The 14448-nt window shown below is 56.8% G+C and carries 15 protein-coding genes; 14 read left to right on the forward strand and 1 reads right to left on the reverse strand.

Annotated elements, in window-relative coordinates; translation table 11 throughout:
• Positions 1-86 precede the first annotated feature (86 nt).
• On the reverse strand, positions 87-596 hold the full coding sequence (locus AAGF34_RS10960; protein WP_342620637.1) for a phasin family protein: 510 nt from the start codon (positions 594-596) through the stop codon (positions 87-89).
• Between the two features lie 298 nt (positions 597-894).
• Here AAGF34_RS10960 and AAGF34_RS10965 point away from each other — a divergent pair, with 298 nt between their 5' ends.
• From AAGF34_RS10965 to AAGF34_RS11030, 14 genes are all read left to right on the forward strand, one after another.
• Positions 895-2187 (forward strand): hypothetical protein, encoded by a 1293-nt coding sequence (locus AAGF34_RS10965; protein WP_342620638.1) that lies wholly within the window; start codon positions 895-897, stop codon positions 2185-2187.
• Positions 2188-2208: 21 nt separating this feature from the next.
• Positions 2209-3174, forward strand: a complete 966-nt coding sequence (locus AAGF34_RS10970) for a glycosyltransferase family 2 protein (RefSeq protein ID WP_342620639.1) — start codon at positions 2209-2211, stop codon at positions 3172-3174.
• A 1-nt stretch (position 3175) separates the two neighbouring features.
• Positions 3176-3826 carry an acyltransferase gene (locus AAGF34_RS10975; protein WP_342620640.1) on the forward strand — a complete coding sequence of 217 codons (651 nt, stop codon included), beginning with the start codon at positions 3176-3178 and terminating at the stop codon, positions 3824-3826.
• A 7-nt stretch (positions 3827-3833) separates the two neighbouring features.
• The gene (locus tag AAGF34_RS10980) at positions 3834-4973 is read left to right on the forward strand and encodes a glycoside hydrolase family 99-like domain-containing protein (protein ID WP_342620641.1); all 1140 of its coding nucleotides are present in this window, start codon (positions 3834-3836) and stop codon (positions 4971-4973) included.
• 46 nt (positions 4974-5019) lie between these two features.
• Entirely contained in the window at positions 5020-5619 is a 600-nt protein-coding gene (locus tag AAGF34_RS10985; RefSeq protein ID WP_342620642.1) for a class I SAM-dependent methyltransferase, read from the forward strand.
• A complete protein-coding gene (locus tag AAGF34_RS10990) occupies positions 5616-6407 on the forward strand; it encodes a glycosyltransferase family 2 protein (RefSeq protein ID WP_342620643.1) in 792 nt (263 codons plus the stop codon). The genes AAGF34_RS10985 and AAGF34_RS10990 overlap by 4 nt, the downstream gene beginning before the upstream one ends.
• 28 nt (positions 6408-6435) lie before the next feature.
• Complete coding sequence (locus AAGF34_RS10995) at positions 6436-7383, forward strand: SDR family oxidoreductase (protein WP_342621077.1); 948 nt, start codon at positions 6436-6438, stop codon at positions 7381-7383.
• A complete protein-coding gene (locus AAGF34_RS11000) occupies positions 7380-7940 on the forward strand; it encodes a sugar transferase (protein ID WP_342620644.1) in 561 nt (186 codons plus the stop codon). Before AAGF34_RS10995 ends, AAGF34_RS11000 begins: the two co-directional genes overlap by 4 nt.
• The gene (locus AAGF34_RS11005; RefSeq protein ID WP_342620645.1) at positions 7941-9815 is read left to right on the forward strand and encodes a nucleoside-diphosphate sugar epimerase/dehydratase; all 1875 of its coding nucleotides are present in this window, start codon (positions 7941-7943) and stop codon (positions 9813-9815) included.
• 87 nt (positions 9816-9902) lie between these two features.
• Positions 9903-10793, forward strand: coding sequence for an acetylglutamate kinase (argB, locus tag AAGF34_RS11010; protein ID WP_342620646.1), 891 nt, complete (start codon positions 9903-9905; stop codon positions 10791-10793).
• Between the two features lie 6 nt (positions 10794-10799).
• Entirely contained in the window at positions 10800-11504 is a 705-nt protein-coding gene (locus AAGF34_RS11015; protein ID WP_342620647.1) for a response regulator transcription factor, read from the forward strand.
• Between the two features lie 20 nt (positions 11505-11524).
• Entirely contained in the window at positions 11525-12925 is a 1401-nt protein-coding gene (locus tag AAGF34_RS11020; protein WP_342621078.1) for an ATP-binding protein, read from the forward strand.
• Between the two features lie 48 nt (positions 12926-12973).
• On the forward strand, positions 12974-13612 hold the full coding sequence (gene slmA, locus AAGF34_RS11025; protein ID WP_342621079.1) for a nucleoid occlusion factor SlmA: 639 nt from the start codon (positions 12974-12976) through the stop codon (positions 13610-13612).
• 123 nt (positions 13613-13735) lie between these two features.
• Positions 13736-14443, forward strand: coding sequence for a TetR/AcrR family transcriptional regulator (locus AAGF34_RS11030; protein ID WP_342620648.1), 708 nt, complete (start codon positions 13736-13738; stop codon positions 14441-14443).
• Positions 14444-14448: the final 5 nt, after the last annotated feature.

The following is a 14448-nucleotide window of genomic DNA, read 5'->3' on the forward strand; positions in this document are numbered from 1 at the left end:
GTGCAAAGTGTAGATGGCTTATGTAAACAGGGATATTGCTCTGCAGCAAAGAAAAAGGCGCCGAGGCGCCTTGATGAGGGAGAGGCTTATGCCTTGGGTGGCTTGGGCGTCGAAGCCGCCTTGGCAGGTGTCTTCCTGGCAACCTTGCGCGCCACCTTAGCCGGGGCCGGTTTGGTTGTCGGTGTCTTAACGGTGAGCTTGTATACCGCTTCGCTGAGTTCATCGATGCGGGCCATCAGCTCGTTCACTTCCTTGGCGGTAGGAACGCCCAGTTTGCCCAGGGCCTTGGACACCCTGTCTTCAAAGATGTTCTCCAGCTTGTCCCACTGGCCCGACGCTTTGCTGGTGATGTCGGAAGCCAGGCTGGTCATCTTGCCAGCCGCTTCCATCATTTTTGCTTCGGCAGCGGAATGGGTCTTGCGCTGGATGTTGATGCCTTCCTTGACCAAAGCTTCAAAGGCCTTGGTTCCCTCAACCTGGGCGCGCGTGAATGCGCCCAGGCCCGCTTGCCAGATCTGCTGGGCGGAGTCCTTGACGGAAGGTTGGGGTTGGGGTTCGGCCTTGGGTACGGGTTTTTTGGGGTTTTTGGTTGCCATGGTGTGGTCCTTAGTGAAGTACGAGCACTCTACGCCCTCTACAGGTTCAGATATAGGGAGCCCCTTCTAGAGCCGCCAGAAGCGCAGGCAAGACCACGGAACGGGATACCTGACGTTTTCATGCTGAAGGTGCCGAAAAAGCACGGGATAATCAGTGCCGCGCTGGTGTCAACTACGCGCTACTTTCAACCAGCTCCTTTCAAACCCAGATGCTTCTTTCATTCGATACGTCGGCGGTTACAGGCTGTACGCGCGGTCCAGCGCAGGCAACCATTTTCTGAATGCGCGGGGAAGCCCATTGTTCAATAACGATTTCAAACAGGCATTCTTCAATCAGATAGCACGATTGATCGCAGGGCCAGTGCTGCTCGTTGTGCTTCCGCTGTATCTGAGCCCGGAGGCGCAAGGGTACTGGTTTTCCATCATGGGGCTGGCTGCATTGACCCTGTTTGCCGACCTCGGCTTTTCCACGTTGATTTTGCAATTTGCTGCCCATGAATTTGCCCACCTTTCATTTGACGCGCAAAAGCGGTTTGTCGGAAGTGATGCACAGGTTAGGAAGATGGCGTCGCTGTTTGTGTTTGCCTTGAAATGGGGAGGCATGGCCGCCGTAACTGTATTTCCGGTCATTGCGCTGGTCGGATACGCTGTGTTGAACAAGGGTAATACGTCGCTTGGGTGGCAAGGTCCGTGGTTCTTGTATTGTCTTGCCTCTGTTCTAGTGTTTTTCAACAGCATTGCTCTGGCGTGCCTTGAAGGATGCAACGGCGTGGGAGTGATACAGAAAATCAGGTACCAGTCTGCACTGATCTCAACCGCCATTCTCATTGCCGGACTCATTGGTGGTTTGGAGCTTTATGCGCTGGCATTGGCCAGTCTGCTTTCGGGTATCTATGTGGTTGTGAGAATTATCCGACTCTTTGGTGATACCTTCAGGCAGATATGGATGTTGGGAAGGGGGGGGGCGTATCGTTGGGGTAAGGAGATATTTCCGCTTCTGTGGAAATACGCGGTTAGTTGGATCAGTGGCTATTTCATATTCCAGATGTTTACGCCACTGGCCTTCTATGAGTATGGTCCCATTGAAGCGGGAAAAGTCGGCCTCAGTATTGCCATCTGGATGGCAATATTCGGCATAGCCAATACATGGATGGTCATCATTACGCCAAAAATGAACATGCTGATGTCCGAGCGAAAATACGAAGAGCTAAATGCCTTATTCAACAGGAATCTGCTGCTTTCATTGCTGACATATGTTGCCGGAACTTTGGTTTTCTTTGCTGCCGCATGGTTATTCCATCAAGAACTCGGATTTCTTCTCAATCGAATTGCCAGCGCAATTTCCCTTCTGATCTTGGCATTGATATGGCTTATGCAGATCCCGATCAATTCCTACGCGCTCTATATGAGGGCACAAAAGATGGAGCCGATGATGTATATGTCATTCTTCGGCGGTGTCTATGTGGTGCTTGCGACACTGTTTGTTTCCCATCATTTTGCCTACGACTATTATTTTTCTGGTTTTCTTAGCGGCCAGTTATGGGGTTTACCTCTTGTGTACATGTTGTACGGAAAATACAGAAGAGTCTGATTTACACTTGCCTGCATCAAAATGTGTAAATTGTCCATTTGCATTCCAACCTTCAACCGGGCGACGGAGCTTGATAAGACAATTGAATCAATTGTGAGTCAAGATAGATTCATCCATTCAAATGATGTTGAAATAGTGGTGTCGGACAATTGTTCTGAGGACTCCACGCGGGAAGTGGTTGAGCGCTACGTTTCAAAGTTCAAAAATAAGGTTTTCTACCGAAAAACTACAAGCAATATTTCGGATCGCAATTTCCAAGAGGCCTTGTCCATGGGGAGAGGGACGTTTCTCAAACTGAATAACGATACGCTCAGCCACAAGAGTAACTCGCTTGATTCGATGATTTCTGAAATCGATATGCACGAAGCTAGGCGCCCGGTCATGTTTTTCTCCAATGGGCTTCTGGGCTGCATCGGTGTAGCTACTTTTCAGGACTTCGAATCGTTTGTTTCCAGAGTTTCCTACTGGAGTACCTGGATTGGTGGGTTTGGAATCTGGAAGTGTGATTTTGATAATCTAGATGATTTCAATAGAATGTCTTCGAAGCAGTTGCTACAAGTTGATGTGCTTCTGCGTATGGCCGCCAAAAAAGGGTATGCAGTAATAGATGATCGTCCACTATTTCGTTCGCTCATGACAGCTGCCAAAGGCGGGTACGATTTTCTCGGTGTGTTTATGGATAACTATTTGTCTATCCTGCAGGAGTATCGTGATCGGCAGATGCTGTCGGATGCAATTTTTTCTCTTGAAAAAAAGCGGCTACTGCTGGAATTTATACTGCCTTGGCATGTCAAGTCAGTGCTCGGATACGGGTCTTTTTTTTCCTTCGCAGGCAAGGAGAAAAAATTCAGAAAACACTATCCCGGGCACCATGCACTTTGGATGAAGTACTATCTGCGGTTCCCAATCCTGGTCCTCAAGTATGCAATCAAGCAGATGATGGACGGGATATCCCATTCCTCCGGTTCTGCTGGAAAAATGCACTGACGTGTTTACCCGACTCATTACCGCCGCCAGTCGTGAGCGCCCAATCGCGGCGTTGCGCTTTCTGCTGTACAAGATAAGCGATCAGATTCGTGGCCGCGCGTTGGCTGCCATGATGGGTTGGAAGAAGTCCTATGTCGGTGCCGGTGCCAAGATTTACGGCTCACGGAGCATTCGCATCGGAGTAGGTGCCTATATTCATCGTCATGCCTGGATCGAAGCAGTGGGAAGCTTCGCAGGAGATACGTTCCAACCTTCCATTGTGATTGGGAAAGGCTTTTCGGCCTCTGACCAGCTGCATATCTCCGCCATCAACCGAATAGATATTGGTGACAATTGCCTGTTTGGACGTGGTGTTTATGTGGGCGACCACAACCACGGCTCTTACCAAGGAGATCGCCAAAGCAGGCCTGAGGAACCACCCGTAGTCCGAAAGCTGGTTTCGCATGGTCCGGTCGTGATCGGCTCCAATGTATGGCTTGGCGACAATGTGGTGGTAATGGGGGCTGTGATTATTGGGGATGGCGCAGTAGTTGGGGCCAATTCCATGGTGGTGAAGGACATTCCCCCACGTACCTTGGCAGCTGGTGCGCCAGCCAAGGTACTGAAGTGCTTTGACGAGAGCAGTGGAAAGTGGGAACGTTTTGAAGAATAGTGCCAGTATGGCCAAACTAGTAGCCATTTATTTCCCACAGTTTCATGGCATTCCTGAAAATGATGCGTGGTGGGGTAAAGGATTCACAGATTGGGAGAATGTGAAATCCGGTCAGCCGCAATATCCGGGACATTGCCAGCCACGCATACCTCTTGATAAGAATTATTATGATCAATCCCAGTTGAAGACCTTGCAGTGGCAGGTGGCCCTGGCCAGGCAATATGGCGTTCATGGGTTTTGCCACTACCACTACTGGTTTGATGGCAAGCAATTGCTGGAAACTCCAACCAATCTTATGCTGGATCATCCGGAAATTGATTTTCCGTTCTGTCTTTCGTGGGCCAACGAAACATGGTCCAGAAGGTGGGATGGTCGGGATCATCACATATTGATGCAACAGACGCATCCACCTTCAAAGGACAGTTGGAAGAAGCACTACGATTATTTGATCAGGGCGTGGAAGGATCCGCGTGCCATCAAGATTGCAGGCAAGCCTGTATTTGTCATCTACCGGCCACAAAACATAGAGAGAATTGACCAGATGCTCGCCTTTTGGCGAGACTTGGCCATGCAGGATGGTTTGCCGGGGCTGTATTTCATATTTCAAAAGCAGTATGAATTGCCGGGCGGACAACATTTGAGTGGTTTTGACGGTGTGTTCCAGTTTCAACCGTTCGAGGCTATCAATTCGCCCGCATATGATGCAGCTTCCAGGCGCCGCTCGTATTGGCTGCAAATTTTGCGCGCGCTGCCCGAGCGCCATCAGGATCGGCTGCGGGGATTGAGGGCCAAGCTGGTGAACGAGCTCACGTTCCATTCCTATGAGGCTGCCTGGGAAAAGGCAGTCGCGGTGCGGCCGCATGATGGGCTGCATACTTATCCCGGCGCATTTGTGGATTGGGACAATGCATCCCGTTACAAGAAAAGGGCTACCATTTTTCGCGGGGCATCCCCCGAGTTGTTCAAAAAGTGGTTCGCACGGTTGGTGGCCGGAATGCCGCAGAGGCAGCTTCCAGAGGACTTTATCTTCCTGAATGCATGGAACGAATGGAGTGAGGGGGCTTATCTGGAGCCGGACGAGAAGTATGGTTACCAGTATCTGGAGGCACTCAAGAGCGTTCTGGATGGAGCCACGAAAGCTTCGTGAATCGAGCCATGAGCGCTATGAACGTTGGAAATCCGGAACAGCAAATATGACTCCCGCCGAAAACAGGTTCGAAGACTACTTTGCCCATCTCAAGCAAATCAGCTTGCTGGGGCGTTTGTACAAGCGGTACTGGGCATCCCCCATACTGTTTTGGGCTGCCCGGCGTTTCGGCAAACGCATAGGGGAGGTAGGCTCCGGTACGGGAAGCGGAATTTTGGGTTCTTTTCCAGGTCGTGTGACAGGTCTGGAAATCAACCCGCACGCAGTTGCGTATTGCCGTGAAAAGGGTCTGGATGCAAAGCTCATCGGTGCGGACGGTGTGCTGCCGGTTGCCGACCACTCGTTTGATGTTTGTGTACTGGACAATGTGCTGGAGCACATTGAGAATCCGCGAGCCGCGTTGGACGAATGCCTTCGGGTTACCACCGGGAGCGGTGGACTGGTCATTTCAGTGCCAGGGTTGCGTGGCTTTGCATCAGACAGCGATCATAAGACGTTCTATTCTGAAAGGGAGCTGCAACATTTGCACCCGGAGTGGGAATGCTTGCGGATGTTCTCCACACCGTTCCTTTTTGGAAGCCGATATCTGTCTGCTACTGTTCGCCAATATTGTCTGGTAGCAATCTACAAGAAAAAGGACCGGTGAATACCTTGTCAGCGCCGATACCCGAAGTATCCATTTCCATAGTCAGCCATCAGCAGGCAGGGATGATCGGCGCCTTGCTGAAGGACATGGAGCACTTCTGTAAGAGTTGCCCGCTCGAGGTGATACTTACCATCAACACACCTGAGACCTTGCTATTTGAAGAGGCGGACTTCTCCTTTCCGCTGGTAGTGAAGGTCAATCCCGTACAGCAAGGATTTTCAACCAACCACAATCAAGCATTTGCCCTGTCCCGCGGCTCGTTTTTCTGCGTCATGAATCCAGACATAAGGCTGATGGTCGACCCATTTCCAGAGCTGCGAGCATGTCTTGCCGATCCTCTGGTTGGCGTGGTAGCGCCGTTGGTTCAAGGCCCTGACGGTTGCATAGAAGACAGCGCCCGCAGGTTTCCTACGCCTCTGAGGATTCTTCGTCGGGTGCTTGGCTGGCGCAAGGATCTGGATTACCCGGTCCGAGGGCGGACCATCTTCCCCGATTGGGTGGGTGGCATGGCGTTGCTCTTTCCGCGAGCGGTCTTTGCCAAGCTGGGCGGTTTCGATTCGCGCTACTTCCTGTATTACGAGGATGTGGATATTTGTGCCCGTGTACGGCTCTTGGGACATCAGGTATTGCAGTGCCCGCAGGTGCAAGTCATTCATGATGCGCAGCGCCATAGCCACCGCAGCTTCAGGTACCTGCGTTGGCATCTCAGGAGCATGGTTCGCTTCTTTCTTTCTCCGGTTTACTGGCGCGTACGATGGTTCAAGTTTTCCAATTCCCAGGCGCGCTGATGTGGTGTCATAAGGAGGGGCAGTGTCCATGAGGGTCTTGGTCACTGGCGCCGGCGGGTTTGTTGGCCGAGAACTGTGCGCTGAACTGATGCGGCGACGGTACGAAGTTCGGGCTGCCCTGCGTACGCGATCCGACCAAGCCATTGGCAATGTGCAGGTGCCGGTAGGGGGGCTGGATGCGGCAACTGATTGGTCTGCTGCCTTGAGGGAAGTGGATGTCGTGGTCCATCTGGCTGCCAGGGTGCACGTCATGAATGAGACGGATGCGAATCCGATCGAAAAGTTCCGGCAGATCAATGTGGACGGAACGCTCCATTTAGCCCGCAGTGCTGCCCGTGCCGGGGTCAAGAGACTGGTGTACATCAGCACTGTCAAGGTCAATGGCGAAGCCACTTCCCCGAACAAACCCTACACGGAGGCGGATGCGATTGCCCCGCAGGATCCGTACGCTGTGTCCAAGGCTGAAGCGGAGTGCGGGCTCAAGCTGATCGCCCAGAGCACACCGCTGGAGGTAGTCATCATCCGCCCGCCACTGGTCTACGGCCCTGGCGTTAAGGCCAACTTTGCTGCCTTGATGCGGGCTGTTGCCAGACGTTGGCCGCTGCCTTTGGCTTCGGTACACAACCGCAGAAGCATGGTTTCCCTTGGCAATCTGGTGGACTTCATCGTCACCTGTATCAACCATCCCCAGGCGGCAAATGAGATTTTCTTGGTGAGCGATGGCGACGACCAATCCACTCCCGACCTTATCCGAGGCCTGGCCCGCGCTCAAGGTGTTCAGCCCAGAGTCTTTCCGTTTCCCCTTTCGATTTTGCAGGCCATCGCTGCCCTTGCAGGAAAACGCATGGCGGTGGAGCGCTTGTGCGGCAACTTGCAGGTAGACATTTCCAAGGCCAGAAATGTGTTGCAGTGGACGCCCCCAGTTTCGGTGGAGGAAGGATTGCGCCGCGCGGCAGGGGATACTTCACACCTATGAAGCGTCTGTTTGATGTCTGTCTGGCATGCGTTGCCGGCGTTGTGCTTTTGATTCCGTTCCTGCTTGTCGCAGCTGCCGTTCGCCTGACTTCCAAAGGTCCGGTGCTGTACTGGTCAGATCGGGTGGGGCGCGACAATACCATTTTTCGCATGCCCAAGTTCCGCAGCATGCGGGTAGGCACACCTGCCGTGGCCACGCACTTGTTGGCCGACCCGGCAACCTACCTCACACCCATTGGCGGGTTCCTGCGCAAAAGCAGCCTGGATGAGTTGCCACAGCTTTGGAATATCCTCAAAGGCGATATGAGTTTTGTCGGTCCACGCCCAGCACTGTTCAACCAGCACGATTTGATTGCCCTGCGTACCGCACAAGGCGTGCATCGCCTTGTTCCGGGTCTTACCGGTTGGGCCCAGGTCAACGGACGGGACGAGATTCCCATTCCTCAAAAAGTGGCGTTTGACCGGGAGTACCTGGACCGAAGATCGCTCTGGTTTGACCTCCGCATATTGATGCTGACGGCGGTCAAGGTTCTCAAACGTGACAATGTGACGCACTGAATGGTCTTACGCATAACCCAACGGATATTGACCTGGCCGCGCCGCATCAAGCAACTCACGGTAGTGATGTTGGACGTGGCGCTGGCCTTGCTCGCCACTTGGCTGGCTTTCGGCTTGCGCCTGGATGTCTGGGGATTGCCGGTGGGCGCGCAATGGCGTGTGTACCTGCTGGCCCCCTTGCTGGCCATTCCCATCTTTGTGCGCTTCGGCCTGTACCGGGCGATATTCCGCTATACCGGTCAGGCAGCCTTGAATGCCACCGCCAAGGCGGTGGTGCTGTACTCCGTGGCGCTCACCGCCGTCCTGCTGAGCCAGCGCTGGCTGGGGGTTCCTCGCACATTGGGTGTCCTGCAGCCGATCATCTTTCTGATACTGGTCGGTCTGAGCCGTGCCATGGCCCGCTTCTGGCTCGCAGGTCTGCCCCTGCTGGGCTCGGGCCATGCGAGCAGCCGTTTGCTGATTTATGGCGCGGGCAATGCAGGTGCGCAAACCGCGTCGGCGCTGCAGTTGTCCGGACAATTCAAGCTGATCGGTTTTGTGGACGACAACGCCTCCATGGTGGGCCGCATCATCAACGGAACACCGATCTTCAGTGCGGAGCAGATTCCAGATTTGGTGTCCCGCCACAAAGTCACCGACATCTTTCTGGCAATGCCGAACGCCACGCGAGAACGCCGCAACAAGATCATCCGTTCCCTGGAAAGTCTGCCGGTCCACGTGCGCTCGTTGCCCAGCATGTCGGACCTGACCTCCGGAAAGGTAACCGTACAGGACTTTCGTGAACTGGATATCGAAGACCTCCTGGGGCGCGAACCGGTGCCGCCGCGTACCGATCTGCTGGAGCGAGATCTGACCGGCCAGGTGGTGTTGGTAAGTGGCGCCGGTGGCAGCATCGGCAGCGAGCTGACACGCCAGATCGTCCTGCAACGGCCGCGCCAATTGCTGCTCTTGGATCACAACGAGTTTGGCCTGTATTCCATCCACCAGGAGTTGCTGGCCCTGTGTGCGCACGCGGCGCCGCAGGTCGAACTTATTCCACTGCTGGCCAGCATTGCCAATCCCGAGCGCCTGCAAGCCATATTCGATCGCTACCAGCCGGTGACGGTTTACCACGCGGCCGCCTACAAGCACGTGCCCATGGTGGAAGACAACCCTGGAGAGGGTGTACGCAACAATGTCTTTGGCACCTTGAACATGGCGCGCGCTGCCGTGGCTGCCAGGGTACATCGCTTTGTGCTGATCAGCACCGACAAGGCGGTGCGCCCTACCAACGTCATGGGCGCCACCAAGCGCATGGCCGAGCTGGTGCTGCAGGCTTTTGCGCAGGCGCATCCGCAAACGCTGTTTTCCATGGTGCGTTTCGGCAATGTCCTGGGGTCCAGTGGCAGCGTGGTTCCTCTGTTCCGCAAACAATTGGCCGAGGGTGGGCCGCTGACCGTGACGCATCCGGAAGTCACACGGTATTTCATGACCATCCCGGAGGCGGCGCAACTGGTTTTGCAGGCGGGTGCCATGGGGCAGGGCGGCGATGTGTTTGTGCTGGACATGGGGCAACCCATCAAGATCATGGATCTGGCGCGGCGCATGTTGCATCTCTCGGGCTTGAGCGAGCGCAGTGCCGCCAATCCGAACGGCGACATAGCCATTTCAGTCATCGGCCTGCGTCCCGGCGAAAAGCTGTACGAGGAGTTGCTGATCGGGGACAACCCCGAGCCTACCGAGCACCCGCGCATCATGAAGGCGCGTGAGCCGCATCTTTCTTGGCAGGAGCTGCAGGAGGTGCTCTACACGCTGCAGGCGGCGGCCGACGTCAACGACGCGCCAGCGATCAAGGCCGTGTTCCTGCAGCATGTGCAGGGTTACCAGACAAGTTAGGCCTGCGCGCGGCACCAGAGCCGGGCAGGATGCTGATCAGGCACAATTTGATCCAGTTCTTCATTTTTCCTATCTGGACTTTTGACTATGTCTGACGCAACTGCCATTTCCCCCCGCGACAAAGCCGACATCCTGGCCCAGGCGCTGCCGTATATCCGCAAGTTCCATGGCAAGACCATGGTCATCAAATACGGCGGCAACGCCATGACCGAGCCAGCCCTGCAAAAGGCCTTTGCCGAAGACGTGGTGCTGTTGAAGCTGGTGGGTATCAATCCGGTGGTGGTGCACGGCGGCGGTCCCCAGATCGAACAGGCCTTGAAGCGTCTGGGCATGAAGGGCGAGTTCATCCAGGGCATGCGCGTGACCGATGCGCAGACCATGGAAGTGGTGGAGTGGGTCCTGGGCGGCGAGGTGCAGCAGGACATTGTCGGCCTGATCAACCAGGCTGGCGGCAAGGCCGTAGGCCTGACCGGGCGCGACGGTGGCATGATCCGCGCACAAAAACTCAAGATGCTGGACAACGCGGACCCCAGCATCGAGCACGACATCGGCCAGGTGGGTGACATCGTCAGCGTGGACCCCAGCGTGGTCCAGGCCCTGCAGGACGATGCCTTCATCCCGGTCATCAGCCCGATCGGTTTTGGCGAAAACAATGAAAGCTACAACATCAATGCCGATGTGGTGGCAGCCAAGCTGGCCACCGTGCTCAAGGCCGAAAAGCTGATGATGCTGACCAACATCAGCGGCGTGCTCGACAAGCAAGGCCAGCTGTTGACCAACCTCACCGCGCGGCGCATTGATGAGTTGTTTGCCGACGGCACCATCTCCGGCGGCATGCTGCCCAAGATTTCCGGTGCGCTGGATGCGGCCAAGAGCGGGGTCAACTCGGTGCACATCATTGACGGGCGAGTTCCCCACGTTCTGTTGCTGGAGATTCTGACCGAGCAGGCCTTCGGCACCATGATCCGCTCCCACTGAGCCCGCATGCGCCTGCTGCTCGTCGAAGACGATGTGCTCGTGGCCAGCGGCATCAAGCTGGGGTTGTCCAACGCCGGGTATGCGGTGGACTGGGTGGGCACCGCCGAACGCGCCATGGACGTCATGGCCCGCGACACATTCGACATTGCGGTCATCGATATCGGTTTGCCGGTGATGGATGGGTTGGAACTGACGCAGTGGCTGCGCAGCCAAGGCCACACCATGCCAGTGCTGATACTCACAGCGCGTGACGCCTTGCAGGATCGCGTGCAGGGCCTGGACCGCGGGGCGGACGACTACATGGTCAAACCGTACGAACTGCCAGAACTGCTGGCGCGCCTGCGCGCCCTGCTGCGCCGCTCCCAGGCTGCCACATCGGCAGTGCTGCGCTTCGGCACCCTGGAGCTCGATACCGGGCTGCGCCAGGCCAGCATTGTGGTGCGCGACGGCAACGGGCCTTCGAGCTCCCGGCTTGCGCTGGAACTGGGCCCCAGGGAGTGGACGGTCATGGAGTACCTGATGCTGCAGTCTCCCAAACCCGCCAACAAAGACAAGCTGCTGCAAGCGTTGACCGGTTGGGACAAGGAAATCACACCCAACGCGGTGGAGGTCTACATCTCACGGCTGCGTGCCAAGCTGGAGCCGCATGGCATCGCCCTGCGCTCCATTCGCGGCTTTGGCTACCGTCTGGAGCAGGTGGGCGCAGTTTGAGCCCCAGTCAGCACGTCAATCTGGGCCCCGGCCTGCAAAGACGGCTGCTGCTGCTGCTGCTGGCTCCTTTGTTGTTGCTGGCGGCAATCAATACTTGGTTTGACTACCAGTTGGCGGATTCGGTCGCCATTCAACAGGACCGTCAACTGCTGACACTGGTGCCGCAGTTGGCAGACTCCATCCTGATTCGCAGCACTTCGCCGCAGGATCCCCCGGCCTTGCGGCTCTCTCCGGTGCTGGCCGACTTTCTGGAAGCGCGTCCGCACAAGGCAACCTATGCCGTGCTCAACTCCGACGGCAAAGTCCTGCTGGGTGATGCCTGGTTGGGTGACTACCCGCCCAACACCCACGAGCCGGAGTTTTCCAGTCAAGAGTACGAGGGCGTGGTGTATCGCATCGTCAGCCAGCGCATTCTCAGTGCCGCAGGCGAACTGACCGTGCGTCTGGCCGATGGAACCGACGTGCGCATGCAGTGGTTCCAGCGTCTGTGGTTCAAGGTACTGCTACCTAACCTGGTGTTGGCCATTGGCGCGGTACTTGCCGTCAACTGGGCTGTGCGGCGTGCGTTGCGCCCGTTGCTGGAGCTCAAGGATGCGGTGGAGGGGCGCTCCCCGCGCGACCTCAGCCCGCTGGATGCCGCAGGATCGCCGGAAGAAGTGCGTCCACTCGTGAACTCGCTCAATCGGCTGTTTGATCTGGTCAACGCACAGGCCGAAGGGCAGCGCCGATTTGTGGCCGACGCCGCCCATCAGTTGCGCACACCTTTGGCCGGTCTGCAGGCCCAGGTGGAGGCCTGGGCGCTGGCCGGCAAGGACACCATCACCTTGTCGGCTGAGCAGATACGCAAGCTGCGGGACGCCACGCGCCGCACCTCACAGCTGGCCGCGCAATTGCTGGCGCTCTCGCGGGCTGATGCGCGCAGTGGCAGCCAGGAGCCTCGCCAACCGGTGAGCCTGAAATGGCTCTGTGAGCAGGTGTTGGAGGAATACCTGGACGCTGCCGCGGCCAAGCACATTGATCTTGGGCTGGAGGTGGTGGATATCGAGGTCAGTGGCTATTCGTGGCTGTTGCGGGAATTGCTCTCCAATCTGGTCGACAACGCCGTACGCTATACGCAGCCTGGCGGCCATATCACCTTGCGCTGTGGCGAGCGGTGGGCCTTCGGCCATGGCCACGCGCAGGCTCTTCTGGAAGTGGAAGATAACGGTCCGGGTGTGCCGCCGCAGGAACGCACCCGCATGCTCGGGCGGTTTTACCGATTGCCCGGTACGCCGGGGGATGGCAATGGATTGGGGCTGGCCATTGCAGACGAGATCGCCCGTGTCCACCACAGTCAGCTTCAGATCCAAAGTGGCCATCAGGGGGTGGGTCTGCGCTGCACGCTGCTGCTGGAGCCTGTGCGAGAATCATCCAACCCCTAGCTGCCACCCACGATGCCCGACGACCACAATACGCCACTGGAAGACGCAATGGACGACGTGCAATCGACGCTCGATGCAGCGGCCACGCCTGTGCGCAAGCGCCCCAAGCCGGGCGAGCGGCGCATCCAGATACTGCAGGCACTGGCCGCCATGCTGGAGCAACCAGCCGCCGAGCGCATCACCACGGCTTCGCTGGCGGCGCGCCTGGATGTCAGTGAAGCCGCGCTCTATCGCCACTTTGCCAGCAAGGCGCAGATGTTCGAGGGACTGATTGAGTTCATCGAGCAGTCGGTATTCACATTGGCCAACCAGATTGTGGAGCGGGAACATGGCGAGGGTGCCCGCGTGGGTGAGCGCCAGTGCGCCCGCATCATTGCCATGCTGGTGCAGTTTGCCGAAAAGAATCCCGGCATGGCCCGAGTCATGGTGGGCGATGCCTTGGTCTTTGAAAACGAGCGCCTGCAGCAGCGGATGAACCAGTTCTTCGACAAGATCGAGGCCTTGCTCAAACAATGTTTGCGCGATAGCGCGCAGGGCGTCTCCACCGCGCCCACGGTTGACGCGCAGGTGCGGGCGGCGGTTCTTGCCGCGTTTGTAGTGGGGCGTTTGCAGCGCTTTGTGCGTTCGGGTTTTAGGCGTCAGCCTTCGGAGCACCTGGAAGCCACTCTGGTCGTCATGCTCGGGTAAACCCGAGTCTCAAATAGAGACGGCTATCTAGAACTTGCCTGGCGACTGGGTGGTCGGCATAAATGCTGCAAAATAGCACGGTCGTTCTATTTTGTTGGCAAATACTGCCGACCCCCAGTCACCATGGCAACTACATCCGGTTCCGCGTCGCGCAGCGCCACCAGTCCCGCCAAATCAGGCGTTACCTCCTTGCATCCCGCTGGGCGAGGCGCTACGTCATCTGGCCGGGCTCTGCAGAAAGGGCAGCACACCAAGGCCGTCATCATCGATGCCGCCTTGGGGCTGGCCACGCAGATTGGTCTGGAGGGTCTGAGCATCGGTGCCTTGGCCGAAATCACGCAGATGAGCAAGTCAGGCGTATTTGCCCATTTCGGCTCCCGTGAAGAGCTGCAGATCTCGGTCATCCGCGAATACTTCACCCGCTTCGAGCAGGAAATCTTCTATCCCTCCCTGCAGCAGCCCCGTGGTCTGCCACGCGTGCAGGCCTTGTTCGGAAACTGGATGAAACGGGTAGCCGCCGAAATCCAGTCCGGCTGCATTTTCATCAGCGGTGCCGTGGAATTTGATGATCGGCCCGGTCCCGTGCGCGATGCGTTGGCAAGCTCGGTCCACACCTGGCTGGAGGCTCTGCATCGTGCCGTGGTGCAGGCCCAGGAGTGCGGGCATCTGAATGCCAAGGCCGATGCACAACAAATTTCCTTTGAAATCCACGGCCTGATCCTGGCTGTTCATTACGAAGCCCGTTTTCTCAAGAACCCCGGTTCCATCGACCGGGCCAAGACCGCGTTCAACAACATTCTTGCGCACCACGGCGCGCAGAGTCTTTCCTAAACCCA

Source organism: Rhodoferax sp. GW822-FHT02A01, assembly GCF_038784515.1.
Classification (GTDB): domain Bacteria; phylum Pseudomonadota; class Gammaproteobacteria; order Burkholderiales; family Burkholderiaceae_C; genus Allorhodoferax.

What these genes read in the sequence shown, in the direction of transcription:
- AAGF34_RS11015 (WP_342620647.1), top strand. Translation starts at nt 10,800, where the DNA reads ATGCGCCTGCTGCTCGTCGAAGACGATGTGCTCGTGGCCAGCGGCATC.
- AAGF34_RS11000 (WP_342620644.1), top strand. Translation starts at nt 7,380, where the DNA reads ATGAAGCGTCTGTTTGATGTCTGTCTGGCATGCGTTGCCGGCGTTGTG.
- AAGF34_RS10960 (WP_342620637.1), bottom strand. Translation starts at nt 596, where the DNA reads ATGGCAACCAAAAACCCCAAAAAACCCGTACCCAAGGCCGAACCCCAA.
- AAGF34_RS10980 (WP_342620641.1), top strand. Translation starts at nt 3,834, where the DNA reads ATGGCCAAACTAGTAGCCATTTATTTCCCACAGTTTCATGGCATTCCT.
- AAGF34_RS10995 (WP_342621077.1), top strand. Translation starts at nt 6,436, where the DNA reads ATGAGGGTCTTGGTCACTGGCGCCGGCGGGTTTGTTGGCCGAGAACTG.
- AAGF34_RS10970 (WP_342620639.1), top strand. Translation starts at nt 2,209, where the DNA reads ATGTGTAAATTGTCCATTTGCATTCCAACCTTCAACCGGGCGACGGAG.
- AAGF34_RS10985 (WP_342620642.1), top strand. Translation starts at nt 5,020, where the DNA reads ATGACTCCCGCCGAAAACAGGTTCGAAGACTACTTTGCCCATCTCAAG.
- argB (WP_342620646.1), top strand. Translation starts at nt 9,903, where the DNA reads ATGTCTGACGCAACTGCCATTTCCCCCCGCGACAAAGCCGACATCCTG.
- AAGF34_RS11005 (WP_342620645.1), top strand. Translation starts at nt 7,941, where the DNA reads ATGGTCTTACGCATAACCCAACGGATATTGACCTGGCCGCGCCGCATC.
- AAGF34_RS11030 (WP_342620648.1), top strand. Translation starts at nt 13,736, where the DNA reads ATGGCAACTACATCCGGTTCCGCGTCGCGCAGCGCCACCAGTCCCGCC.
- slmA (WP_342621079.1), top strand. Translation starts at nt 12,974, where the DNA reads ATGGACGACGTGCAATCGACGCTCGATGCAGCGGCCACGCCTGTGCGC.